Source organism: Streptomyces sp. TG1A-60 (assembly GCF_037201975.1).
Classification (GTDB): domain Bacteria; phylum Actinomycetota; class Actinomycetes; order Streptomycetales; family Streptomycetaceae; genus Streptomyces.
The window spans coordinates 7,042,043-7,065,584 of record NZ_CP147520.1; the positions used below are offsets into that span (position 1 = coordinate 7,042,043).

20 protein-coding genes and 4 pseudogenes are annotated in these 23,542 nt (G+C 72.6%); 15 read left to right on the forward strand and 9 right to left on the reverse strand.

Annotated features, from left to right (window positions below):
* Positions 1-137: 137 nt before the first annotated feature.
* The gene (locus WBG99_RS30900) at positions 138-1,013 is read right to left on the reverse strand and encodes an undecaprenyl-diphosphate phosphatase (RefSeq protein WP_338899475.1); all 876 of its coding nucleotides are present in this window, start codon (positions 1,011-1,013) and stop codon (positions 138-140) included.
* 349 nt (positions 1,014-1,362) lie between these two features.
* Between WBG99_RS30900 and WBG99_RS30905 the strand changes: the two genes are divergently transcribed.
* The 3 genes and pseudogenes from WBG99_RS30905 to WBG99_RS30915 all read left to right on the forward strand — a co-directional run.
* Positions 1,363-2,580 carry a Gfo/Idh/MocA family oxidoreductase gene (locus WBG99_RS30905; RefSeq protein WP_338899476.1) on the forward strand — a complete coding sequence of 406 codons (1,218 nt, stop codon included), beginning with the start codon at positions 1,363-1,365 and terminating at the stop codon, positions 2,578-2,580.
* Positions 2,577-3,511: pseudogene (locus tag WBG99_RS30910) on the forward strand (PmoA family protein). Before WBG99_RS30905 ends, WBG99_RS30910 begins: the two are co-directional and overlap by 4 nt.
* Positions 3,505-3,725, forward strand: a pseudogene (locus WBG99_RS30915) (cupin); the annotation flags it as partial. The pseudogenes WBG99_RS30910 and WBG99_RS30915, both read left to right, overlap by 7 nt.
* On the opposite strand, the gene WBG99_RS30920 reads toward WBG99_RS30915, so the two are convergent.
* Positions 3,718-4,218: a helix-turn-helix domain-containing protein gene (locus WBG99_RS30920; RefSeq protein WP_338899477.1), complete on the reverse strand. Its 501-nt coding sequence runs from the start codon at positions 4,216-4,218 to the stop codon at positions 3,718-3,720. The pseudogene WBG99_RS30915 and the gene WBG99_RS30920 sit on opposite strands and share 8 nt — an antisense overlap.
* Positions 4,219-4,310: 92 nt before the next feature.
* Here WBG99_RS30920 and WBG99_RS30925 point away from each other — a divergent pair, with 92 nt between their 5' ends.
* Positions 4,311-5,480, forward strand: coding sequence for a thiolase family protein (locus tag WBG99_RS30925; protein ID WP_338899478.1), 1,170 nt, complete (start codon positions 4,311-4,313; stop codon positions 5,478-5,480).
* 106 nt (positions 5,481-5,586) lie between these two features.
* Here WBG99_RS30925 and WBG99_RS30930 read toward each other — a convergent pair whose 3' ends face one another.
* Positions 5,587-6,369, reverse strand: a complete 783-nt coding sequence (locus WBG99_RS30930; RefSeq protein WP_338899479.1) for a VTT domain-containing protein — start codon at positions 6,367-6,369, stop codon at positions 5,587-5,589.
* Between the two features lie 511 nt (positions 6,370-6,880).
* Between WBG99_RS30930 and tuf the strand changes: the two genes are divergently transcribed.
* Positions 6,881-8,050, forward strand: a complete 1,170-nt coding sequence (tuf, locus tag WBG99_RS30935) for an elongation factor Tu (protein WP_338899481.1) — start codon at positions 6,881-6,883, stop codon at positions 8,048-8,050.
* Positions 8,051-8,170: 120 nt separating this feature from the next.
* Positions 8,171-9,016 carry a fused MFS/spermidine synthase gene (locus tag WBG99_RS30940; protein WP_338899482.1) on the forward strand — a complete coding sequence of 282 codons (846 nt, stop codon included), beginning with the start codon at positions 8,171-8,173 and terminating at the stop codon, positions 9,014-9,016.
* A gap of 184 nt (positions 9,017-9,200) precedes the next feature.
* On the opposite strand, the pseudogene WBG99_RS30945 reads toward WBG99_RS30940, so the two are convergent.
* A pseudogene (locus WBG99_RS30945) lies at positions 9,201-9,455 on the reverse strand (MFS transporter); the annotation flags it as partial.
* A 154-nt stretch (positions 9,456-9,609) separates the two neighbouring features.
* Positions 9,610-10,659, reverse strand: coding sequence for a hypothetical protein (locus tag WBG99_RS30950; RefSeq protein WP_338899483.1), 1,050 nt, complete (start codon positions 10,657-10,659; stop codon positions 9,610-9,612).
* A gap of 450 nt (positions 10,660-11,109) precedes the next feature.
* Between WBG99_RS30950 and WBG99_RS30955 the strand changes: the two genes are divergently transcribed.
* The gene (locus tag WBG99_RS30955; RefSeq protein ID WP_338900537.1) at positions 11,110-11,547 is read left to right on the forward strand and encodes a DUF4442 domain-containing protein; all 438 of its coding nucleotides are present in this window, start codon (positions 11,110-11,112) and stop codon (positions 11,545-11,547) included.
* 116 nt (positions 11,548-11,663) lie between these two features.
* Here WBG99_RS30955 and WBG99_RS30960 read toward each other — a convergent pair whose 3' ends face one another.
* Positions 11,664-12,206 (reverse strand): gamma carbonic anhydrase family protein, encoded by a 543-nt coding sequence (locus WBG99_RS30960; protein ID WP_338899484.1) that lies wholly within the window; start codon positions 12,204-12,206, stop codon positions 11,664-11,666.
* Between the two features lie 100 nt (positions 12,207-12,306).
* Between WBG99_RS30960 and WBG99_RS30965 the strand changes: the two genes are divergently transcribed.
* Positions 12,307-13,086 carry an acyltransferase gene (locus WBG99_RS30965; protein ID WP_338899486.1) on the forward strand — a complete coding sequence of 260 codons (780 nt, stop codon included), beginning with the start codon at positions 12,307-12,309 and terminating at the stop codon, positions 13,084-13,086.
* Between the two features lie 130 nt (positions 13,087-13,216).
* Positions 13,217-13,789, forward strand: a complete 573-nt coding sequence (locus WBG99_RS30970; protein ID WP_338899487.1) for an XRE family transcriptional regulator — start codon at positions 13,217-13,219, stop codon at positions 13,787-13,789.
* A gap of 232 nt (positions 13,790-14,021) precedes the next feature.
* On the opposite strand, the gene WBG99_RS30975 is transcribed toward WBG99_RS30970, so the two are convergent.
* Entirely contained in the window at positions 14,022-14,429 is a 408-nt protein-coding gene (locus WBG99_RS30975) for a CoA-binding protein (protein ID WP_338899489.1), read from the reverse strand.
* A gap of 181 nt (positions 14,430-14,610) precedes the next feature.
* On the opposite strand from WBG99_RS30975, the gene WBG99_RS30980 reads away from it, so the two are divergent.
* The 5 genes from WBG99_RS30980 (at position 14,611) to WBG99_RS31000 (ending at position 20,948) form a co-directional block, all read left to right on the forward strand.
* Positions 14,611-15,309, forward strand: coding sequence for a hypothetical protein (locus WBG99_RS30980; protein ID WP_338899491.1), 699 nt, complete (start codon positions 14,611-14,613; stop codon positions 15,307-15,309).
* A complete protein-coding gene (locus tag WBG99_RS30985; RefSeq protein ID WP_338899493.1) occupies positions 15,306-15,851 on the forward strand; it encodes a histidine phosphatase family protein in 546 nt (181 codons plus the stop codon). Before WBG99_RS30980 ends, WBG99_RS30985 begins: the two co-directional genes overlap by 4 nt.
* A 58-nt stretch (positions 15,852-15,909) precedes the next feature.
* Positions 15,910-16,536, forward strand: coding sequence for a YigZ family protein (locus WBG99_RS30990; RefSeq protein WP_338899495.1), 627 nt, complete (start codon positions 15,910-15,912; stop codon positions 16,534-16,536).
* 214 nt (positions 16,537-16,750) lie between these two features.
* Positions 16,751-17,914, forward strand: coding sequence for an exonuclease SbcCD subunit D (locus tag WBG99_RS30995; RefSeq protein WP_338899496.1), 1,164 nt, complete (start codon positions 16,751-16,753; stop codon positions 17,912-17,914).
* Between the two features lie 43 nt (positions 17,915-17,957).
* On the forward strand, positions 17,958-20,948 hold the full coding sequence (locus tag WBG99_RS31000) for an SMC family ATPase (protein ID WP_338899497.1): 2,991 nt from the start codon (positions 17,958-17,960) through the stop codon (positions 20,946-20,948).
* Here WBG99_RS31000 and WBG99_RS31005 read toward each other — a convergent pair.
* Positions 20,942-21,049: pseudogene (locus WBG99_RS31005) on the reverse strand (Lrp/AsnC family transcriptional regulator); the annotation flags it as partial. The gene WBG99_RS31000 and the pseudogene WBG99_RS31005 overlap by 7 nt on opposite strands.
* 126 nt (positions 21,050-21,175) lie before the next feature.
* On the opposite strand from WBG99_RS31005, the gene WBG99_RS31010 reads away from it, so the two are divergent.
* Complete coding sequence (locus WBG99_RS31010; RefSeq protein WP_338899499.1) at positions 21,176-21,700, forward strand: Imm21 family immunity protein; 525 nt, start codon at positions 21,176-21,178, stop codon at positions 21,698-21,700.
* A gap of 57 nt (positions 21,701-21,757) precedes the next feature.
* Here the strand turns inward: WBG99_RS31010 and WBG99_RS31015 are convergent, their stop codons facing one another.
* Positions 21,758-23,455 (reverse strand): DUF885 domain-containing protein, encoded by a 1,698-nt coding sequence (locus WBG99_RS31015; RefSeq protein ID WP_338899501.1) that lies wholly within the window; start codon positions 23,453-23,455, stop codon positions 21,758-21,760.
* Positions 23,456-23,542 lie beyond the last annotated feature (87 nt).

A 23,542-nucleotide genomic window follows, 5' to 3' on the forward strand; every position in this document is an offset into this window, starting at 1 on the left:
AAGAGTAGGCGCCCGGACTGACAGCGCGCTACTGCTCGGCTACGGATGCCGTATGTGGTTGGTCACTGACGGGAGTTGGGAAGGAACGCGCCGTCCCTGCCGGAGGCGCGTGCCGCGCCCCGGGCGGTCGCTCCCGCTCAGCCCGCCGACTCGCCCGCGTGGGGGCTCAGTACACCCATGGACACCAGGACGACGATGACGATGCCCAGGACGATGCGGTACCAGACGAACGGCATGAAGCTCCTGGTGGAAATGAACTTCATGAACCAGGCGATGACCGCGTAGCCGACGACGAAGGCGATGACCGTGGCGAAGATGGTCGGGCCCCAGGAGACGTGGCCGCCCTCCATCGCGTCCATCAGTTCGTAGCCGCCGGAGGCGAGGACCGCGGGGATGGCGAGGAGGAAGGAGTAACGGGCTGCGGCCTCGCGCTTGTAGCCCATGAGGAGGCCACCGCTGATGGTGGCGCCGGAGCGGGAGACGCCCGGGACGAGGGCCATGGCCTGGCAGAGGCCGAAGATGAGGCCGTCCTTGACGCTGAGCTGTTCGAGGCCCTTGCGCTCCTTGATCGCGCGGTGCTTGCCGCCGGTCTCGTCGCGGGCGGCCAGACGGTCCGCGACGCCCAGGACGATGCCCATGACGATCAGCATCGTCGCCGTGATGCGCAGATCACGGAAGGGGCCCACGATCTGGTCCTTGAGAGTCAGGCCGAGGACACCGATCGGGATGGAGCCGACGATGACCAGCCAGCCCATCTGCGCGTCGTGATCACCGCGCAGCTCCTTGTCGAACAGGGAGCGGGACCACGCCGAGATGATGTTGACGATGTCCTTGCGGAAGTAGATCAGCACCGCGGCCTCGGTACCGATCTGGGTGATCGCGGTGAAGGCCGCGCCCGGGTCCTCCCAGCCGGAGAAGGCCGCCGTCAGGCGCAGGTGCGCGCTGGAGGAGATGGGGAGGAATTCGGTCAGCCCCTGGACGAGTCCGAGGATGAGTGATTCAAACCAAGACATGAAGTTACGTGGTCCAAGCGCTGATCGTGGTGGGCCGACGGAGGACGTGCCGCGCCGCGGGGCGGGTGATCACAGGTGCTGTGGGGCAGCCTAGCGCCCCTTGGGTACGGGGCCGTCACAGGGGTTTCCCGGGGGCTGGGCGGGGGCCGGGCCGGTGAGGTGCGGGCCGAGCGTTGCGAGGGGTGGAACGGCGGGATCCGTGGTGTTGACCAGTCACGATGTCCGCACATACGTTGCTGACGAGGGAAAGCGCTTGCCGTAGCGAGGGGTCGCCGTTCCGCCGGAGCCCGTGCCACCAGGCGTTCGTCAACGTCCCGACGTCACGTTCGATGGAGTGCTGATCACGTCCATGCCCACACCCAGCAACGACCCGAGCCCGGCTCCGGACCACCTGCCGAACCGCCCCCCGGTCCCCCTGACCGGCCGCCGCATCCGCGCCGCGGTCATCGGCATCGGCGCCATCGGCGGCGGCGCCCATCTGCCCGCGCTCGCACGTCTCGCCGAGGAGGGCGAGACCGAGGTCGTCGCCGCGGTGGACACCGACGCCGACGCGGTCGAGCTGTTCCGCAGGGAGAACGGCATCCCGCACGGGTACACGGACCTGGACCGCATGCTGGCGGAGCAGCGCCCCGACCTGGTCTCGATCTGCACCCCGCCGACCCTCCACCGCGACCAGACCGTCGCCGCGCTGCGGGCCGGTGCCTGGGTGTGGTGCGAGAAGCCGCCGGTGCCGACGCTCGCCGACTTCGACGCCGTCACGGCGGAGGAGGGGACGAAGGGGGGCGGACCGTACGCCTCGATCGTCTTCCAGCACCGCTTCGGTTCGGGTTCACGGCATGTACGGAAGCTGATCGCCGAGCAGGCCGTCGGGCGACCGCTCGTGGCCCACTGCCAGACCACCTGGTACCGGGACACCGCCTACTACGCCGTGCCCTGGCGCGGGCGCTGGCAGACCGAGGGCGGCGGGCCGGCCATGGGCCACGGCATCCACCAGATGGATCTGCTGCTCGATCTGCTCGGCCCGTGGAGCGAGGTCCGGGCGATGGCCGGGCGGCTGGTCCACGACGTGGAGACCGAGGACGTCTCGACTGCCCTCGTGCGTTTCGAGAACGGCGCCATGGCCACCGTCGTCAACAGCGTCCTCAGCCCCGACGAGGTCAGCCGCATCCGCATCGACTGCGAGCGCGCCACCGTCGAACTGACCCATCTGTACGGCCACGGCAACGCCGACTGGTCCATCACCCCCGCCCCGGGCACCCCGGACGCGGACGCGGCGGCCTGGCGCGACTTCGGTGCGGACGTGCCCAGCTCGCACCTGGCGCAGCTGCGTGAACTGGTCGCCAGCATGCGCGCGGGTGACCGGCCACGCAGCAGCGGCGCCGACGGGCGTACGAGCCTGGAGCTGATTGCCGCGCTGTACAAGTCGGCGTTCACCGACGCGACCGTACGGCGTGGGGAGATCGGGCCCGGCGACCCGTATTACACGGCCATGCACGGAGGTGCCCCCGGTTGGGCGCCCGTACCCGCCCGGGTGTCCGCCGACGTGACCGAGGAGATCCCCGCATGACGTTCCACGACGGGCTGCGCGTCGTCCACGCCCACGGCGACCGGATCACGGTCGCCGAACCCGCCACCGGCGTCGAGCTGCTGAGCTACGTCTACCGGCCGGAGGCGGACTGGGAGGCGCCGAAGCCGTATCTGCACCCGATCCGGACCCTCGCCGGCGACGTCGTCACGGACTTCCGGCCCAACGACCACCGCTGGCACAAGGGTTTGCAGCTGACGGCCTCGCACCTGTCGGGGCAGAACCTGTGGGGCGGCAACTCGTACGTGCACGGCGAGGGCTACCTCTCGCTTCCGGAGCGGATCGGCTCGATGGCGCACGTCGGCTTCGACGAGGTCGGTTCCCACGGAGACCGGGTAGTGATCGCCGAGCGGCTTACCTGGCACCCGTACGGGGGGAGCTGTGGGCCGACGAGGAGCGCCGGATCGAGGTGCACGACGTCGACACACAGACGGGTTCCTGGGCGCTGACCTGGACGAGCGCGATCACCAACCGCCGGGACGAGCCGCTGCTGTTCGGCAGTCCGACCACCGCCGGGCGTGAGATGGCGGGCTACACGGGCCTGTTCTGGCGCGGTCCCCGCGCCTTCCGGGAGGGGCGCATCATCGGGCCCGACTCCGAGGGCCCGGAGCTGATGGGCGAGCAGGCGCCCTGGCTGGCTTACCGGGGCGAGCACGACGGCACCGACGGACACGCCACGCTCGTCTTCGCGCACGCGCCCGAGAACGACCACATCGGAGCCCGGGGAGCCCATCCCGCCCACTGGTTCGTCCGCAACGATCCCTTCGCCGCCGTCGCCCCCTCCTGGGCGTTCTTCGAGGAGCTTCGGCTGGCTCCCGGGGACACGCTCACCCGCCGCTACCGGGTCGTCGTGGCGGACGGGGCCTGGGAGCGGGAGGAGATCGCCAAGTACCTGGAGGCGCACCCGTGGTGAGCTACGAAGGGCTGCCCGACGGGGGCGTCGTCTCGCACCTTCCGTCCACGACCGGCCCGCGACGGACGGGGTCCGCGTCGGAACCTCCCCTATACACCTGACCTGTTCGGAGGTGTACGTCGTCACCGGCGGGCGCGGCGCGGTGCAGACGCTGACGACCTCCGGGTGCGAGGTCACGCCGCCGGCGCCCGGGACGGTCGCCCAATTCACCCCCCGGCACCATCCAAAGGGGACCGTGCAGCGGCCGTCGGGCCCGTCACCGACCAGCCGGGGGCCTGTGGGTGTGCCATGAGGTCCTCGTGGCACACCTCGCCGCCGCAGGCCGTGCAGGTGACCGTCGGGACCAGTTCGTTGCCGCAGATGTGCTCGATCACCATGGGGCGATCGTCGTCTTTCCGGAGATGGCGGTCGCCCCACGCCATGAGCGTCATCAGGACCGGCTCCAGTTCGAGACCCGCCTGTGTCGGCCGGTACTCGAAGCGTCGCGGGCGCTCGCTGTAGACGTGTTTCCTCAGGACGCCCGCGTCCACCAGTCGTTTGAGACGGGCGGCCAGCACGTCGCGCGGGGCCCCGATGTTGCGGACCAGTCGGTCGAAGCGGCCGTTGCCGAGGCACACCTCGCGCAGGACCAGCAGGGAGTACTTCTCGCCGACGATCGCCAGGGCGTCGGCGATGGAACAGGGACGTGGATCTCCGGAGGCGGGCATGCGCCCAGTCTAGGTGAGGGTTTGTTTTTCCAACTCGCCGAGCTATGGTGAGTTTGAATGTCCTACTCGCCGGTAGTCGTGGAGGCCCGACCATGCGTGACGCAGTAGTCGTCGAAGCCGTACGCACCCCCGTGGGCAAGGGCAAGCCGAACGGCGCCCTCGCCCACGTCCACCCCGTGGAACTCCTCGCCCACACCCTGCGCACCCTCGTCGACCGCTCGGGCATCGACCCCGCCCTCGTCGACGACGTCATCGGCGGCACCGTCGACCAGGTCGGCGAGCAGGCCATGAACACCACCCGCTACGCCGTCCTCTCGGCGGGCTTCCCGGAGACGGTGCCCGCGACCACGGTGGACCGGCAGTGTGGTTCCTCCCAGCAGGCCGTGCACTTCGCGGCCCAGGGCGTCATGTCGGGGGCGTACGACATGGTCGTCGCCTGCGGGGTGGAGTCGATGAGCCGGGTGCCGATGTGGTCCAACGTGCCGGCGGGCAAGGACCCCTTCGGCCCCGGTGTCGCCGCGCGCTTCCCCGAGGGGCTCGTCCCGCAGGGCATCAGCGCCGAGCTGATCGCCGCGAAGTGGTCGCTCTCGCGCGAGCGGATGGACGCCTTCGCGGTGTCCTCCCATCACAAGGCCGCGGCGGCCTGGGAGAGCGGCCTCTTCGACGCGGAGGTCGCGCCCCTGGACGGTGCCACCCGCGACGAGTGCGTACGGCCCGGCAGCACCCCCGAGATCCTCGCCGGCCTCGGGCCCGCCTACCACGACCCCGGCTTCGCCGAGCGCTTCCCGCAGATCGAGTGGAACGTCACCGCGGGCAACGCCAGCCCCGTCAACGACGGCGCTTCGGCCGTCCTCATCACGTCCGGCGAGACCGCCGCCCGGCTCGGCCTGCGCCCGCTCGCCCGGCTGCACAGCTTCGCCGTCACCGGCTCCGACCCTCTGCTCATGCTCACCGGCGTCATCCCGGCCACCGAGAAGGTCCTCCGCAGGGCGGGTCTGGCCCTGGACGACATCGACCTGTTCGAGGTCAACGAGGCCTTCGCCAGCGTCGTCCTCGCCTGGCGGCAGGAGACGGGTGCCGACCTGTCCAAGGTCAACGTCCACGGGGGTGCAATCGCCCTCGGCCACCCGCTCGGCGCGAGCGGCACCCGGCTGACGACGACGCTGGTGCACGCCATGCGGGCGCGGGGCGCCCGGTATGCGCTGCAGACGATGTGTGAGGCGGGTGGGCTGGCCAACGCCATGGTGCTCGAAGCCGTGTGAGTCCGGTCGGAGAGGCTGTGGGCCGGGTGCGGGTGGGCGCTGGGGCCGGTCGTGCCCACGCGGCGGAGCCACAGACCGACACAGCGCCCCGCGCCTGGAGGCGGCGTCAGCGGACTCGCAGGTGGTGGCGCTTGCGCCAGGCCACCGTCGCGCCGATCAGGGCCGGGACCGCGATGCACGCCATGGCGATCAGGAAGGCCGGCGAGGTCGGTGTCGAGGCGCGGGCGCCGGCCACGGCGTAGGCGGCGGTGTTCGGGACGGAGCCGAGCGCGGTGGCCAGAAGGAAGGGCAGGTAGCCCATGCGCGAGACGGACGCGCAGTAGTTCGCGGCCCAGAACGGCACCCCGGGGAACAGCCGGGCCGCCAGCATCGAGCGGAAGCCGTGGCGGCTGAGCTGGCCGTCCGCGGACTTCAGCCAGCGGTGGCGCAGGAGGGGGCGCAGCGCGTCCTGCCCGAGCACGCGGCCCAGGCCGAAGGCGAGGCCGGCCCCGAGGACCGTGCCCGAGAGCGCCGAGGCCAGACCCAGCTGGGCACCGAAGAGGGCGCCCGCCGCGAGGTTGAGGATCGGCCGGGGGACGAAGGCGACCGTGCACAGCCCGTACGCCACCGCGAACACCACGGCCGCCGCGGCGCCGCTCAGCTGGGGCGGCCAGCCGTCGGCCAGCAGCCGCTGCGGCTCGAACAGCAGCACCGTCGACACGGCGCCCGTGAGCAGCGCCACGAGCAGCGAGAAGCGAGCCCACGGCGAGAGAAGCACTCTGCCCCAGCGGGCGGCACGCCCCAGCGGCACGGCCGGAACGGTGACAGGTGCGGCGACGGCGAGGTCCGTGGCGGCGGTCCGGGGAAGGACCGTGGCGGTGCCCCCAGAGCGGGTGGCGGCATCGAGCATTCGTCGACGGTAACCGACCCATGCATGCGTACGCCGTACGGAACGTCTCACCGGGGCCACAGCAAGCGGAACAGCCGGCTCGTCGAGCCCGGCGCGGGCAGGGTCCGACGAGCACCGCGTGCCGCGCTGCCTGCGCCTTCCGGAACACGGACACGGCCGCCGCACCGTTCACCCCGCGCACCCCCTTGTGAAGCATCTCTCCTCGGCTCCACCTCGGAACTCGGCCGTACCGAAAACCATTCGACGCGGGCCGACGTGTCGACGATGATCGACGTCATGTTCCGGCACGCCTTCGTTCTCGCCGCATCCGCGACAGTCGCGGATGCCCCGAAGGCTGCCCTTCTGATCGTCGTGGCCGCCGCGGACGGCGCCCGAAGCTGACCCTTCCCGGACACTCCGGCGGACCCCGCAAGGGGAGGGTCGGCAACACCTCGGGGTCCCGTCCCGGCCGCGCCCGTAGACGCGCCGGGACCATCACTCAGTACCGCTGAAGAGACTTCGAGGTACCGCTGTGTCCAAGACGGCTTACGTCCGCACGAAACCGCATCTCAACATCGGCACGATGGGCCATGTCGACCACGGCAAGACCACCCTGACCGCCGCCATCACCAAGGTCCTCGCCGTGCGCGGGACGGGCACCTTCGTGCCGTTCGACCGCATCGACCGCGCCCCGGAGGAGGCGGCGCGCGGCATCACCATCAACGTCGCGCACGTCGAGTACGAGACCGACACCCGGCACTACGCGCACGTCGACATGCCCGGCCACGCCGACTACGTCAAGAACATGGTCACCGGGGCCGCGCAGCTCGACGGGGCGATCCTCGTCGTCTCCGCGCTCGACGGGATCATGCCGCAGACCGCCGAGCACGTGCTGCTCGCCCGGCAGGTGGGCGTGAACCACATCGTGGTCGCCCTCAACAAGGCCGACGCGGGTGACGAGGAGCTCACCGACCTCGTCGAGCTGGAGGTCCGCGAACTGCTCACCGCGCACGGCTACGGCGGCGACTCCGTACCCGTCGTACGGGTCTCCGGTCTCAAGGCCCTCGAAGGGGACTCGCGGTGGACGGCGTCGATCGACGCGCTGCTGGACGCGGTGGACACCTACGTGCCGATGCCGGAGCGGTACCTGGACGCGCCGTTCCTGATGTCGGTCGAGAACGTCCTGACCATCACCGGGCGGGGGACCGTCGTCACCGGAGCCGTCGAGCGGGGCACGATCCAGGTGGGTGACCGTGTCGAGGTGCTCGGCGCCGAGGTGGAGACCGTGGTCACCGGCCTGGAGACCTTCGGCAAGCCGATGAGCGAGGCGCAGGCCGGGGACAACGTGGCGCTGCTGCTGCGCGGGGTGCCGCGCGACTCCGTCCGGCGCGGGCATGTCGTGGCCGCGCCCGGCAGCGTCGTGCCCAGGCGGCACTTCACCGCGCAGGTGTATGTGCTGTCGGCGCGCGAGGGGGGTCGTACGACTCCGGTGTCCACCGGGTACCGGCCGCAGTTCTACATCCGTACGGCGGACGTGGTGGGTGACGTCGACCTCGGGGAGCTCGCCGTCGCACGGCCCGGTGAACGGGTCACGATGAGTGTGGAGCTGGGCCGCGAGGTTCCGCTGGAGCCGGGGCTCGGGTTCGCGATCCGTGAAGGCGGTCGGACCGTGGGGGCGGGGACCGTGACGGCCGTTCGGTAGGCGGCTGGTGGGCGTGGGGGACCGCGGGCCGGTGGTGGCCGGCCGCGCGGTCTCCCCGTGCCCCTCGCGGGCGCGGCACCGCCCCTAGGGCCAGGCGGTTCACCCGGCAGAATGGGGGTCGTGAACGACGCCCTCCCCGTGTCCCGCACCGTCGATCAGGGAACCGCCAAGCTCATGCCCGACGTCGACCGGGACCGGGCTTGGCTGCTCACCGTCGACGGGGCGCCGCAGTCGTACGTCGATCTGGACGTGCCCACGCACCTGGAGTTCGAGTACGCGCGGCGGCTCGGGCATGTGCTGGACACCGTGGCGGAGCCGGGGCGGGCGCTGGACGTGCTGCATCTCGGCGGGGGCGCGCTCACGCTGCCCCGGTATGCGGCCGCCACCCGGCCCGGGTCCCGGCAGGACGTCGTCGAGTACGACCGGGGCCTGCTGGACCTCGTCGTCGAGCATCTGCCGCTTCCCCGCGACGCGGGGATCGCGCTGCACGGCGCGGACGCCGGGGAATGGCTGGAAGCGGCCCCCGCCGACGTGGCCGACGTGATCGTCGCGGACGTGTTCGGCGGCTCGCGGGTCCCGGCGCATCTGACGACCGTGGCGTACGCGCGGGCCGCCGAGCGGGTGCTGCGCGCGGACGGGGTGTACCTCGCGAACCTGGCCGACGCGGCGCCATTCGCGTTCCTGCGGTCCCAACTGGCCACGCTCGCCACGGTGTTCGAGGAGTTGGTGCTGATCGCCGAGCCGGGGGTGCTGCGCGGTCGGCGGTTCGGCAACGCCGTGCTGGTCGCCGCCCATCAGCCGCTCGACGTCGCCGTCCTGGCCCGGCGGACCGCCGCCGACGCCTTCCCGGCGCGGGTCCGACACGGCCCGGCGCTGCGTGACTTCATCGGCGCCGCCACCCCCGTGCGCGAGGAGGACGCCGTACCGTCACCCGAGCCGCCCGACGGGGCCTTCGGCATCGGCTGAGCCGGGCTCGGCGCCCGGCTTGGCCAGGGCCACCGGCTTGCTGCGCCGGGTCGGGTTCCGTACGTCGCGTACGCACTGGACCGCCGCCGCTGTCGCCGCCACGCACAGCGCGGCGCGGCCCCACAGGGCGGTCGCAGCACGCCCGAAGGCGCTCTCGGCGGGGCCCGCCAGGGCGGTGGCGAACGTTCGCCGCGACCATCACCCGGTGCCGGGGCAGCCGGTCCCCGACCGCACCGCCGATCAGCGGGAACAGCACCAGCGGCAGGGTCCGCGGCGCCGCGACGAGACCGACGTCCCCGCCCGCCTCCAGGACCGCGAACGCGGCGGCGATCAGGACGCCGTGGCTGCCCAGGTTGGTGACGACCGCGGCCGTCGTCGGCAGGGTGCAGTCGCGGCCGGCCCAGGCGGGGCGGCGGCGGAAGGCGGCGGGAGTCGTCACCCGCCGACCATCGCGGCCTCGACGACTCCCGCCCAACCGCCTCCGCATGGCCTACGACAAGATCGGGCCAGTGGGCGACGCTCTCCCGGGCACCGGGCACCGAAGCCGTCGGCCGTAGAGCTCGCGCCCGCCTGCCCCGGCACCCGGTGCCGGCTCAGCCGCCCGTCGGGTCGCCGTACAGCCGTACCGTGCTGAGGATCTTCTCCACCGTCGCGTCCGGGACCTCGTCCTTCACGCCCTTCGCCCCGTGGAAGGTCCAGGAGACGTAGTCACCGGCCGAGTTCTTGAAGGCGAACGTGGTCGCCTTGCCATCCCTGTCGCACTTGTCCTTCTTGGCCACGCCCTTCGAGTACGTGGTCGCGAGGCTGCCCTCGACGCCCGACGCCGTGGTGTACGGCGCGGGCTTGCCGATGGTCATCAGCTTCTTGGAGGCGTCCTTCTGGTCGGTGTAACCGCCGAAGACCCACCACGCCGAGTCGTTGCGGGCGATGTCCTCGGTGTCCTTGGCGCCCTGCTGGCCCTTGGTGCCCGCGGCGGCGAGGGAAGTCGACTCCTCGTTGCCGTCCTTGTCGTCGTCGGACGTGCACCACTTCTCCTTGAGGACGGCGGGTGCCGTCATGCCGATGAGGGCCGAACCGTCGTCCTTCTCGGCGTCCTCGAAGCCGATGAAGCTGCCGGGCGACCGGACGTCCCATTCGGCGGGCACGTCGAAGGCCGTCCCCCACTTGGGGTTCACGACGACCTTCCAGCCGTCGACGGTGGGTTGTGCCCCGGCGTCCTCGCCGCGGGGGTTGTCCTCGGTGCTCTCGGACGCGGTCGGCGACGGGGAGACCGAAGGCGAGGACCGCGCGGTCGTCTTCTTCGTGTCACCGTTGTCGCCGAGGACCAGGAAGCCCGTCACTCCGGCGGCCACGACGACGGCCGTGGCCGCGACGATCGCGACCACCTTCGTCCGGTTGCCGCCGCCTCCGCCCGGCGGAACCGGCGTGCCCACGGGGGCCGGCGTGCCCCACTGCGGTTGCTGCCCGTACTGCGGCTGCTGCCCCGTCGACTGATATCCGGGCTGCTGATAGGGATTGGGTTGCTGGTACCCCGGTTGCTGGTATCCCGACTGTCCCGACTGGTCGTACCCCGGCTGCTGGTACGGGTTCGGCTGCTGCGGTTGGTGCTCGCCCCCGGGCGGCTGCTGCTGTCCTGGCCACATGGCTGGTAACCATAGATGTGGCGGGGGGCGGGGTGCCACGGGAGTCCGTGAAGGGCATGTGCGGTCGGGACGAACGGCTCCAAAACGCCCCGACCCGACGACTTTTGACCCGGTGGCCCGTCAGCCGACCGCCGGATCGCCGTGCGGCCGTACCGGCCTGAGGATCCTCTCGACGGCCGCCTCGGGGACTTCGTCGTCGTCCACGCCGGTACCGTCGTGCACGGCTGGGCCTCTTCGTCGGGGGCGAAGTTCTCGGGTCCGGCCGGCAGTAGCCGCTGTCGTACCAGGCCGCCTGGTGCGGAGACGAGTCAGGACGTGTCGGATCCTCATGGAGACGTACGGGTCCCCAGGGTCTTCCGCGCCGTCGCGTCCGGGACCTTCTCCGGGCGCGGGCGACCCTGGCCAGAATGGATACTCATCGGTAACATTCGGGTCATGAGCGCAGACCAGATGTCGATCGGCGAGATGCTCGCCGCCACGGTGCCGATGGCCAGGACTTTGAACCTGGAGTTCCTGGAGGCCACGCCGGAGAAGGCCGTGGTGGCGCTGCCGGACCAGGATGAGTTCCACAACCACGTCGGCGGGCCGCACGCCGGAGCGATGTTCACGCTGGGCGAGTCGGCGAGCGGTGCGATCGTGCTCGCCGCGTTCGGGGACCAGCTCTCCCGTGCCGTACCGCTCGCGGTCAGCGCCGAGATCGCCTACAGGAAACTCGCGATGGGGCCTGTCACGGCCACCGCCACGCTCGGCCGCCCCGCCGCCGAGGTCGTCGCCGAACTCGACGCCGGACAGCGCCCCGAGTTCCCCGTCGCCATCGCCATCCAGCGCGCCGACGGTGCCGTGACCGGCGAGATGACCGTCGTCTGGACCCTGCGCCCCAACGTCTGACCCCGGCGTTTCCACATCCTCGAGGGCGCCGACCAGGGCGAGGGCCCGCCTGCGGAATCTGCTGACCGCCGGGGAGCGGCGCCAGCCCCGCCAACCGCTGACGGTTTAGGCGTGGTTCAGGCGCCGTACTCCTGCTGCGCCTCCCGGTGCGCCTTCGCCAGATCCGTGTAATGCGTGCCGTTCGCGGTGACCAGCTCACGCTCCTCATCGGTGAGGGGCCGCTTCACCTTGGCCGGCACGCCCGCCACCAGCGAACCGGGCGGCACGCGCATCCCCTGTGGTACCAACGCCTGCGCGGCCACGAGCGACCCCGCGCCGATCACCGCGCCGTTCAGCACGGTCGCGCCCATCCCGATCAGGCAGTCGTCCTCGACGGTCGCCCCGTGCACCACCGCGTTGTGTCCGATCGAGACCCGCTCGCCGATCGAGATGGGGAAACCGATGTCGACGTGCAGGGTGCAGTTGTCCTGGACGTTGGCGTCCGCGCCGATGACGATCGGCTCGAACTCGGCCCGCAGCACCGCCCCGTACCAGACGCTCGCGCCGGGCCGCAGCGTCACGTCGCCGATCACCACCGACGTGGGGGAGACGAAGGCGGCCTCCTCCACGTCCGGCTTCCTGCCGCCGAATGTCGTGATCAGGGCCCGCTGCCGGTTCATCGCCGTCTCCTGGTGGTGGCCGTGGTGGATCAGTCCTCACCCGCACCGTAAGCCATGGGGTGGACATCGCGTGGGGCGAAGATCACAGCCGTACCACGCCATGCGTGTGCCGCCCGGTGAGTACGGTGAGCGGGTGCCGAAGAGCAGGAACACGTTCTCGTCCTGGCAGCGCCGCGTCGCGCAGCGCGCCGTCCACGCGGGCTGGGCGTGGCTGCAGCGCACGGGGTCGGTGACGGCTGAGCGGCCCGGCCGCTTCCGGTTCGGCGCGATGGGAACAGGTACCAGGCTGGCCTTCCCGCTCGGCACGGTCTTCGGTGAGCCGTGGATCCATCTCGGCGCCCACTGCATCATCGGCGAGCAGGTCACCCTGACCGCCGGGCTGATGCCCGATCTCGACCTCGGCGCCGAGCCGATCCTGCGCATCGGTGACGGCGTCGTCCTCGGCCGGGGCAGTCATGTCATCGCCGACAGCACGGTCACCATCGGCAGCGACTGCTACTTCGGGCCGTATGTGTACGTCACCTCCACGAACCACTCGTACGACGACCCGTACGAGCCCATCGGCAAGCAGTGGCCGCGAATGGACCCGGTGTCGATCGGGCACGGCTGCTGGATCGGCACGGGGGCGGTGATCCTGCCGGGGGCGCGGGTCGGGCGGAACGTGGTGGTGGCCGCTGGCGCGGTCGTACGCGGAGTGGTCCCGGACCACTCGGTGGTGGCCGGGGCGCCCGCGCGGGTCGTGCGGTCCTGGGACCCGGTCGACGGGTGGCAGCCGCCGATCCGGACGCCCGCGCCGGTGCCGATCCCCGACGGAATCACGCCGGAACAGTTGCTGGCGTTGGCCGAGTGGGATGTGGAGGGGTCGGGCGAGTCCGCCTGAGAGTTCGTGGCACGGCCCTCACCGGGGTGAGAAGGTGCGCTGGGCCTCGCAGTAAAGTTCGGTGAACGGAGGGTGTATCACATCGCAGTTCACCGTGTTGAACTCTGTCATCCAGAGTATTGGACGAAATGTGTCGGATCTCGACCTGCTGACCCAGTCCCTGGCGCGGAACGTCAAGCGCTGGCGCACCGAGCGGGGCTTCACCCTGGACACCCTCGCCGCCCGCGCAGGAGTCAGCCGCGGCATGCTCATCCAGATCGAGCAGGCCCGCACCAACCCCAGCCTCGGCACCGTCGTCAAGATCGGCGACGCTCTCGGCGTCAGCGTCACCACGCTGCTCGACTACGAGCAGGGCCCGAAGGTCCGGATCGTGCCGGCCGAGCAGGTGGTCCGGCTGTGGCACACGGACGCGGGCAGCTACAGCAGGCTCCTCGCCGGCACGGAGGCGCCCGGCCCGCTGGAGATGTGGGACTGGCGGCTGATGCCGGGGGAGAGCAGCCGCTCGGATCCGCACCCCGTGGGCACGGTCGAGATCGCCCACGTCATGGGGGGCGAGCTGACGCTCACCGTCGAGGGCGCGGAGTACCGTGTCCCGGCCGGCGCGAGCGTCACCTTCGAGGCCAACGCGCCGCACGCGTACGCGAACCAGGGCGACGTGCCGACGGAGATGGTGCTGACGGTGTCGGTCCCGCCCGTGCGCTGAGGCACCGGGCCGAGACGCCGCCCCGACCGTCCACAGGCCCTGTCACGGGGGCGCGCATGCGCGCCCCCGTCGGGAACTTCGACCACGCCACCCCTGCCCCCGACTGCCTCGACGACCGCGCCGGCATTCAGAGGCTGAGCCCCTGGAAGCCCCGGGGGTTGGGGGTCGTCTGCGGACGGGTGCGCCTCGTCCGTGGACCGTCGCGCGGTTCCTCCTCGCGCCCCTGAAGGCTTCAGCCCAGGCGTGGTATCTCGATCGCAGGGCAGTGGTCCATGACCATGTCGAGGCCGGACTCGCGGGTGCGGTGGTAGGCCTCCTCGTCGATGACACCCAACTGGAACCAGACCGCCTTGGCGCCGATGCGGATGGCCTCGTCGGCGACGGGGCCCGCCAGACCGCTGTTGACGAAGACGTCCACGACGTCGACGGGGAAGGGGATGTCGGCGAGGGAGGCGTAGCCCCGTTCGCCGTGCACGGTCTCGGCCTTGGGATGCACCGGGACGACGCGCTTGCCGTAGCGCTGGAGGACCGCGGCGACGCCGTACGCCGCGCGGTCGCGGTTGGTGGACAGGCCCACGACGGCCCAGGTGTCGCCGAGTTCCGACAGGATCTTGCGGATCGTGGCGGGGTCGCCGTACATGTGCCGTCTCCTCTGTTCGTGTAAGGGCACCCGGTGACGGGGCTGCCTGCGGCAACAGCGAGGGGTACCCCCGCGATTCCCGGGCCCGCGCTTTTCGGGTCCGCGATTCTTGGAGGGGAACGATGACCGGAATGCCGCCCTCCGTACTGCGCTCGGCCGTCCCCGCGCCTACGCTCACCCCGTGCTGCGTATCGCCGACGCCCGGACCGGCGAGCCCGCCGAGGTCCACAGGGCGCTCACCCGGGTCCACGCCCATGTGCCGGGGAACGACACCTCGGCCCTCCGCGTCCTGCTGGTCGCCGATGTCCTCGCCCGGGCCCTGGAACTGGGTGGAATGCCCGTCCTCCTGGTCGCCGATCCGTCCGCCGCACTACGTGAGCGCGCCGACGGCCTCGGTATCCGGTCCACCGATGCCACCGTGACGAGGGGAGGGCAGCGGGTGCTGGACGTCGTCGGCGCGGGAGGACCGGTGGGCGATGGTGCCGAGGCGGGGGTCAGGGTCGAGGTCGCCGCGGTGACCGGACCCGAGGAGCCGGCCGCGTCGGGGACCGCCCTTCGGCTCGCCCTCCTCGCCCGGCCCCGCCGGACCCCCGCGGCCCTCGACGCCGCCGCTCTGGAAGAGGCCGCCGGCCTGCTCGGCCACTGGCGCGAGGCGGTGGCGGCCTGGGCGACGCGGCCGTCGAAGCCGGTCCCCGAGCATGTACGGCAGGCGTTGCGCGCCGCGTGGGAGGACGACCTCGACATGCTCGCGGTGCTCGGCGTCCTGCGGGACGTGGAGCGGGCGCGGGACATGCCGGACGGGGCGCGGTTCGAGACGTTCGCCCACGCGGACCGGCTCCTCGGGCTGGAGCTCACCCGTGAGATCGGAACGCCGGCGTGATCGCGCGCGCCGGAGCGGGCCCGCTGCGCGAACTCGTCGTCCTGCGGCACGCCAAATCCGCCTGGCCCATCGGCGTACCCGACCACGAGCGGCCCCTGGCGCCGCGCGGCCGTCGCGACGCCCCCGCCGCCGGGCGGGCGCTCGCCGACGCGGACTGGCTGCCCGACCTCGCCCTGTGCTCCACGGCCGTACGGGCGCGCCGGACCTGGGAGTTGGCCTCCGCGCAGTGGGGGACGCCGCCGCCCGTGCGGCACGACCGGCGGCTGTACGCGGCCGGTGTGCCGGAACTGCTCGACGTGGTGCGCGAGGTCCCCGATCAGGTGAGGACGCTGCTGCTCGTCGGCCACAACCCCGCCCTGGAGGAACTGGTGCTGGACCTGGCCGGGGACGCCCTCGACGGCGCTCTGGACGACGTACGGGCCAAGTTCCCCACCTCGGCGATCGCGTTCCTCTCCTGGCACGGCGAGACCTGGGCCTCGCTCGCCCCCGGCACGGCCCTGCTGACGGACATGATCGTGGCCAGGGGCAAGAAGGAGGTGTGACCGGGTGCCGGACGGTGCTTCGCGCGGGCGCGCGCCGGCCTGCGCATAGGGTGGCCGGATGCAGGACGAGTACCGCACCGTCGCCCGCGCCGGCGTGCACGAGACCGAGGTCAACCGTTCCCGCTTCCTGTGCGCGCTCGCCCCGGCCGCCACCGAGCGGGAGGCCCAGGACTTCGTCGCCGCCGTCCGCAAGGAGCACGCCGCCGCCACGCACAACTGCTACGCGTACGTCATCGGCGCCGACGCGGCCGTCCAGAAGGCGAGCGACGACGGCGAGCCCGGCGGCACGGCCGGCGCCCCCATGCTGCAGATGCTGCTGCGCCGGGACATGCGGTACGTCGTCGCCGTCGTCACCCGGTACTACGGCGGCGTCAAGCTCGGCGCCGGCGGTCTCATCAGGGCGTACGGCGGTGCGGTGGGCGAGGCGCTGGACACCCTCGGCACCCGCACGCGCCGACGCTTCCGGCTGGCCACGGTGACCGTCGACCACCAGCGTGCCGGCAAGGTGGAGAACGACCTGCGGTCCACCGGACACGAGGTCCGTGACGTGCGCTACGGCGAGGCCGTGACCATCGAGATCGCACTGCCCGACGCCGGCGTGGACGCCTTCCGCGCCTGGCTCGCCGGCATCACCGCGGGCACGGCCGGGTTCGAACTCGGGGCGGAGGCGTACGGGGACGCGTAGGCGCGAAGCCCCGGCGCTCGCCCGCGCGACCGAACCTCCTGATTCCTCTCGCATCCGGTTGATTCCTCTCGCATCCGGCATGTGCGGCGATTCGTTGCCGATCGCCGCGACAGAACGGGGTTTGTGAGAGATCGGGTTCTCGCAGGCGTTAGCGTGGTCGGTGCCAGGATGGTGGAGGGGTCGTAGGGGGAGACGTGCGGGTCGGAGCGGTTTCTTGAGAGTGCTGCACACTTCCGACTGGCATCTCGGTCGGGCGTTCCACCGGGTGAACATGCTCGACGCGCAGGCCGGGTTCATCGGTCACCTCGTCACGACCGTGCGGGAGCGTGCCGTGGACGCGGTGGTCGTGTCCGGTGACGTCTACGACCGGGCGGTGCCGCCGCTGGCCGCCGTCGAGCTCTTCGACGACGCCCTCCACCGCCTGGCCGAGCTGGGCGTCCCCACGGTGATGATCTCCGGGAACCACGACTCGGCACGGCGGTTGGGCGTCGGCGCGGGCCTGATCGGCCGGGCGGGCATCCATCTGCGGACCGCGGCCTCCGCGGCCGGGACCCCGGTGACCTTGCCGGACGCCCACGGCGACGTCGCTTTCTACGGGCTGCCGTATCTTGAACCCGCCCTGGTGAAGGACGAGTTCGGGGTGGAGAAAGCGGGTCACGAGGCGGTGCTCGCCGCCGCCATGGACCGCGTCCGGGCGGACCTGGCCACGCGCGCGGCGGGCACCCGTTCCGTCGTCCTGGCCCATGCGTTCGTGACCGGTGGCGCGCCCAGCGACAGCGAGCGGGACATCTCCGTCGGCGGGGTCTCCTCCGTGCCCGCCGGGATCTTCGACGGCGTCGACTACGTGGCACTGGGCCATCTGCACGGCAGCCAGACCATCACCGACCGTGTGCGCTACTCGGGCTCCCCGCTGCCGTACTCCTTCTCGGAGACCGACCACCGCAAGACCATGTGGCTGGTGGACCTCGGAGCCGACGGCTCGGTCGACGCCGAGCGGATCGACTGCCCGGTACCGCGCGCGCTCGCCCGGATCCGCGGGCGGTTGGACGACCTGGTCGCCGACCCCGAGCTGGCGCGGCACGAGGAGGCATGGGTCGAGGCCACCCTCACCGACCCGGTGCGCCCCGCCGAGCCCATGGCCCGGCTTTGCGAACGCTTCCCGCACACGCTCAGCCTCGTCTTCGACCCCGAGCGCGTTCCCGGCGACCCGGACGTCTCCTACGCCCGGCGCCTCGCCGGCCGCGACGACCAGCAGATCGCGGAGGACTTCGTGGCCCACGTCCGCGGCGCCGGTCCCGACGCGCACGAACAGACCGTGCTCAGGGACGCGTTCGACGCCGTACGGGCCGACGAGACGGTCCGGGAGGTCGCCCGATGAGCCGCCCGCGCCGACTGCGCCGGACCGGTCCGGGAGGGACCCGATGAGACTGCACCGGCTCGACATCACGGCCTTCGGCCCCTTCGGCGGTGCCCAGTCCGTCGACTTCGACGACCTCTCCACCGCCGGTCTCTTCCTGCTGCACGGCCCGACCGGTGCCGGCAAGACCTCCGTCCTGGACGCGGTCTGCTACGCGCTGTACGGCTCGGTGCCGGGCGCCCGGCAGAGCGGTCAGGGCACGACCCTGCGCAGCGATCACGCGGACCCCGCGACGCGCACCGAGGTCCGCCTCGAACTGAGCGTCGCGGGACGCCGGCTGGAGGTCGCCCGGCAGCCGCCGTGGGAGCGTTCCAAAAAGCGTGGCACGGGCACCACGGTCGACAAGGCGCAGAGCCGGCTGCGCGAGTACGACGCGGGCACGGGCTCCTGGAAGGACCTCAGCCGCTCCCACCAGGAGATCGGCGAGGAGATCACCCAGGTCCTGGGGATGAGCCGCGAGCAGTTCTGCCAGGTCGTGCTGTTGCCGCAGGGCGACTTCGCGCGCTTCCTGCGCGCGGACGCCGAAGCACGGGGCCGGCTGCTCGGCCGGCTCTTCGACACCCACCGGTTCGCCGCCGTAGAGAAGCGGCTCGCCGACCGGCGCCGGGCCACCGAGGCCCAGGTGCGCGAGGGCGACGCGGAACTGCTCGCCGACGCCCACCGTATGCAGCAGGCGGCCGGGGAGGCGCCGGAACCGCCCGAGCCGGCGCCCGGCGACCCGGGGCTGGCCGAGGCCGTGCTGGAGTGGGCCGCCGTCGCCCGCAGCACCGCCCGCGAGCGGCAGACCATCGCGCACTGCGCCCGTGCGGCGGCGGAGTCGGCGCTGGCCGCGGCCGAGCGCGTGCTGGAGGACGTACGTGAAGTCGCGCGGCTGCAGGGGCGGTTCGCGCAGGCGCGGGAGCGGGCCGAGCGGCTGGAGGAGCGGGCGGAGGCCCACCGGGAGGACCGGGCGCGGATGGAGCGGGCCCGCAAGGCCGAGACCGTGGCTCCCGCGCTGGAGCTGAGGGACGCGGCCGAGGCCGAGCACCGGCGCGCCGGCGTGGAGGAGGTACGCGCGCGCGGCGAACTGCCGCAGACGTACGCCGACGCCGGTGCCGCCGGGCTCGCGACCGCCGCACGGAAGGCCGCCGAGGAACTGGGCGGGCTGGAGTCGGCCCGCCGTGCCGAGCGGCGGCTGGCCGAACTGGTCGCCGAACGCGCGGAGCTGGACGGCGAGGAACGGGCCGACGAGGACGTCCTCCAGGACACCGAAGGCTGGCTGGCCAAGTGGGAGACCACCCAGGCGGACCTGCGGTCCCGCATCGAGTCCGCCCAGGAGGCCGCAACCCGGGCCGAACAGCTCGCCGTGCGGCGGGAACCCGCCGAGCAGCGGCTCAGCGCCGCCCGTCAGCGTGACAGGTTCGCCCGGGACGCCGACGAGGCCCAGGCGCGTGTCCTGCGGCTGGCCGAGCGCGCGGTCGAGGCGCGCGCCCACTGGCTCGACCTCAAGGAACAGCGTCTGCTGGGCATCGCGGCGGAACTCGCCGCCGGGCTCGTCGACGGCCGGCCGTGCGCCGTCTGCGGCGGCACCGAACACCCCGAGCCCGCCCAGAAGGTCGCCGGACACGTGGACCGCGAGACGGAGGAGCGTGCGCTCGCCGCGTTCCAGCGGGCCGACGAGGAGCGGGCCGAGGCCGAGCGGCAACTCGCTCTCGTGCAGCGGGCGTTGGCCGCAGCCGGCGCCGAGGCCGGGGACGCGCCGACCGAACGCCTCGCCGCGCTGGTGAAGGAGCTGGAGGAGGAGTACGCGCGGGCGCGCCGGGGTGCCTCCCTGCTGCACCCTGCGCGCGAGGCCCTGCTGCACGCCGAACAGGAGCGCGACCGGCGGACCGCCGCGCAGCGGGAGGCGGCCGTCAGGGCCGCGTCCCGCACCACCCGGCGGGATGCGCTGGAGCGAGAACGGGTCGCGCTGGAGGGGGAGCTGGCGCAGGCGCGGGGTGACGCCGAAAGTGTGGCCGCGCGGGCCGCGCAACTGGAGCGGACGGCCGGACTCCTGACCGAGGCCGCCGAGGCCGCGCGGGCCGCAGGCGACAGCGCGCAGCGGCTCAAGGACGCCGACGCGCGGCTCGCCGACGCGGCCTTCCGCGCCGGGTTCGACACCCCGCAGGCCGCGGCCACCGCCCTCCTCGACGACGCCGCCCACCGGGACCTGCGACACCGTCTCGACGCCTGGCAGTCGGAGGAGGCGGCCGTGCGGGGCGTGCTCGCCGAGGCCGACACGGCAGCCGCCGCCCAGCAGCCGCCCGCCGACCTCGCGACGGCCGAGCGGGACGCCGCAGCCGCCGCCCGGCGGCTCCAGGACACCGTCTCCGCGTGGGACGCCGCCGAGCGGCGCCGCGCCGAACTCGACCGGCTGTCCGCGCGGGCCACCGTCTCCGTACGCCGACTGGCACCGCTGCGTGAGGAGTACGATCGCGTCGCCCGCATGGCCTCACTCGCGGCCGGCACCTCGGCGGACAACGAGCGCAGGATGCGCCTGGAGTCCTACGTGCTCGCCGCGCGCCTGGAACAGGTCGCCGCCGCCGCGACCGTACGGCTGAAGCGCATGTCCTCCGGCCGCTACACCCTCGTGCACTCCGACGACCGGGCCGGACGGGGCCGCAGCGGGCTCGGACTGCACGTCGTGGACGCGTGGACCGGCCGGGAGCGCGACACGGCCACGCTCTCCGGCGGCGAGACGTTCTTCGCCTCGCTCGCGCTCGCCCTCGGCCTCGCCGACGTGGTCACCGACGAGGCGGGCGGCGTACGTCTGGACACCCTCTTCATCGACGAGGGGTTCGGCAGCCTCGACGACCAGACCCTCGACGAGGTCCTCGACGTCCTCGACTCGCTCCGCGAACGCGACCGCAGCGTCGGCATCGTCAGCCACGTGGCCGACCTGCGGCGGCGCATCCACGCGCAACTGGAGATCGTCAAGGGGCGGACGGGGTCGGTGGTCCGGCAGCGCGGTCAGTGACCGAGGGGCCGTTCGGGGGAGCGGCGAGGAGAGTGGACGACACTCGTCGTCACCGACCACAGTGCGCCGATCGCGCCCGACACCTCCTCCGGTCGTCGCACCCGCTGGGTCACGGGACTCGCCGACGACCGCGCCGGTGGACGCCGAGCACGGCGGTTGCTGACGATCTGTCAAAAGGCTGAGGGGTGGTGAGCCAGGCCCCCATCCCGCACGTGTAGCTTCGGGGCATGGCTCGATACGTGAATGCGGTGGTTGCCGATGCGGTGCGGTGGGTGGGGTCGAGCGGCGGACCGCTCATCGCGATACCCGAAGCGGTACTGCCGTTCTGGGCGGGCGCCGACGGCGACGAGACGTCGTCCGACCACGACCGGGCCTGCGGCGTCGACGGACACCTCGGCCTCCTGCCGGTCGGCGACAGCCGCGCCCTGGTCCTCGGCCCCGAAGGCGCCCCCACCGCCTACCTGCCCGAGCACGGCACCTTCGTACGCCGGTACGCGGCCGGCCGCGAGACCGAACTCCTCGTGGACGTGCCGGCGGCACTCGACGCGGCGGTCTGGGGGCCGGAGACGCGGTGGAGGGTGCCGGGACCGGTCGTCCTGTTCGACGCGGCCCGGCCCGGGGGCGCCTTCCGGGACACGGACCATGTACGGGTGGAGCTGGACCCCGGGCGGTACGGGGTCCGCGCCGCGTCCGTCTCGACGGGGCCGGAGACCTGGCTCGGCCTCGTCCGGGTGAGACCTCTGACGGACTGAACCGACGCGGCGGCCGGGCCAGGCCGGCCGCGTCGCGGTGGGCCCGGCCGGCCCGGCTCACAGCCGGGACAGCTCGTCCACCAGATCGTCCAGGCCCAGGGACCCCTGGGACAGCGCGGCCATGTGCCAGGCCTTGGCGTCGAAGGCGTCGCCGTGGCGCCGCTTCGCGTTCTCACGGCCGAGGAGCCAGGCGCGCTCACCGAGCTTGTAGCCGATGGCCTGGCCCGGCATCGTCAGATAGCGCGTCAGCTCGCTCTCGACGTAGTCCGCGGGGCGGCTGCTGTGGGAGCCGAAGAACTCCTGCGCCAGATCGACGGTCCAGCGCTCGCCCGGGTGGAAGGGGGAGTCCGCCGGGATGTCCAGCTCCAGGTGCATGCCGATGTCGACGATGACCCGGGCCGCGCGCATCATCTGCGCGTCCAGGTAGCCGAGCCGCTCCTCCGCGTCCTTGAGGAAGCCCAACTCGTCCATGAGCCGCTCCGCGTACAGGGCCCAGCCCTCCGCGTTGGCGCTCACACCGCCGATGGTGGCCTGGTAGCGGGAGAGGTGGTCCTTCACGTAGACCCACTGCGCGAGCTGCAGGTGATGCCCGGGGACGCCCTCGTGGTACCAGGTGGATACCAGGTCGTACACCGGGAAGCGGGTCGCGCCCATCGTCGGCAGCCAGGTGCGGCCGGGACGGGAGAAGTCCTCGGTCGGTGCCGAGTAGTACGGGGCCGCGGCGCCGCCCGGCGGGGCGATGCACGACTCGACCCTGCGCACCGGCTCCGCGAGGTCGAAGTGCGTGCCGTCCAGCGCCTTGATCGCCTCGTCCATCAGGGACTGCAGCCAGTCGCGGACCTCGTCGACGCCCTCGATGTGCCGGCCGTGCTCGTCCAGATGCGCGAGCGCCACCCAGGGTGTCTCGGCGCCGGGCAGGATCTTCGCGGCCTCCCGTTCCATCTCGCCGAGCAGCCGGTGGAACTCGGTCCAGCCGTACGCGTACGCCTCGTCGAGGTCCGGGTCCGCCCCCGTGAAGTGGCGGACCAGCGTGGCGTAGCGCTCCCGGCCGACCGTGTTCGGCGCGCCCTCGACCGCCGGGGCGTACACGTCACGCATCCAGTCGTGCAGCTCGATCACCGCCCGCGTCGCCGCGCGGGCGGCCTCGTCGAGCTCGCCGCGCAGCGAGTCGGGGCCCGCCGCCGCGAAGTCCTCGAACCAGCCGCGTCCCGAGCCGTCGGTGTCCGCCCACTCGGCGAGCTGGCAGATGAACGTCGCGGTCGGGCGCGGGCCCGCGTACAGCCTGCGCTCCAGACCGAGCGCGAGGGACTCGCGGTAACCGGCGTACGCCGTCGGCACCGCCCGCAGCCGCTTCGCGATCGCCGCCCAGTCCTCCTCGGTCTCGGCCGGCGTGATGGTGAAGACCTCGCGGACCTCGTGCGGCGGCGTCACCATGTTGCCGACCGCGCGCAGGCCCTCGTCGGCCTCGTGCACGGCCAGCTCCGCCGACAGCCGCTCGCGCAGCAGGCGTGCGCACCGGCGCTCGATGTCACTGTCCGCGCCGGGCTGCCGCTCCGCCTCGTCGAGCCGCGCGAGCGTCGTCCGGATCAGCTCCGCACGGGCCTCCCCGCCTGCCGGTGAGGTGTCCGGCAACCTGCTGGAACTCTCCTTCACGCCCAGATACGTACCGGTCACGGGGTCGAGGGCGATGAGGTCGTCGACGTACGCGTCGGCGACCTCGCGGGGCAGGGGGTTGGGACTCCTGGTGTCAGACATGCCGACAATCCTGGTACGGCGACCGGGGCGGTGTCAGCTGCTTGACGGGCACTTGGGCCTTACGTCGGCCGGATTCCGCTCAGGGCG

Coding starts and splice junctions, on each gene's coding strand:
- WBG99_RS30955 (WP_338900537.1), top strand. CDS start 11,110: ATGTCGATCGGCGAGATGCTCGCCGCCACGGTGCCGATGGCCAGGACT.
- WBG99_RS30900 (WP_338899475.1), bottom strand. CDS start 1,013: ATGTCTTGGTTTGAATCACTCATCCTCGGACTCGTCCAGGGGCTGACC.
- WBG99_RS30905 (WP_338899476.1), top strand. CDS start 1,363: ATGCCCACACCCAGCAACGACCCGAGCCCGGCTCCGGACCACCTGCCG.
- WBG99_RS30990 (WP_338899495.1), top strand. CDS start 15,910: ATGCAGGACGAGTACCGCACCGTCGCCCGCGCCGGCGTGCACGAGACC.
- WBG99_RS31010 (WP_338899499.1), top strand. CDS start 21,176: ATGGCTCGATACGTGAATGCGGTGGTTGCCGATGCGGTGCGGTGGGTG.
- WBG99_RS30975 (WP_338899489.1), bottom strand. CDS start 14,429: ATGTACGGCGACCCCGCCACGATCCGCAAGATCCTGTCGGAACTCGGC.
- WBG99_RS30965 (WP_338899486.1), top strand. CDS start 12,307: ATGCGTGTGCCGCCCGGTGAGTACGGTGAGCGGGTGCCGAAGAGCAGG.
- WBG99_RS30920 (WP_338899477.1), bottom strand. CDS start 4,218: ATGCCCGCCTCCGGAGATCCACGTCCCTGTTCCATCGCCGACGCCCTG.
- WBG99_RS30925 (WP_338899478.1), top strand. CDS start 4,311: ATGCGTGACGCAGTAGTCGTCGAAGCCGTACGCACCCCCGTGGGCAAG.
- WBG99_RS30960 (WP_338899484.1), bottom strand. CDS start 12,206: ATGAACCGGCAGCGGGCCCTGATCACGACATTCGGCGGCAGGAAGCCG.
- WBG99_RS31000 (WP_338899497.1), top strand. CDS start 17,958: ATGAGACTGCACCGGCTCGACATCACGGCCTTCGGCCCCTTCGGCGGT.
- WBG99_RS30950 (WP_338899483.1), bottom strand. CDS start 10,659: ATGTGGCCAGGACAGCAGCAGCCGCCCGGGGGCGAGCACCAACCGCAG.
- WBG99_RS30930 (WP_338899479.1), bottom strand. CDS start 6,369: ATGCTCGATGCCGCCACCCGCTCTGGGGGCACCGCCACGGTCCTTCCC.
- WBG99_RS31015 (WP_338899501.1), bottom strand. CDS start 23,455: ATGTCTGACACCAGGAGTCCCAACCCCCTGCCCCGCGAGGTCGCCGAC.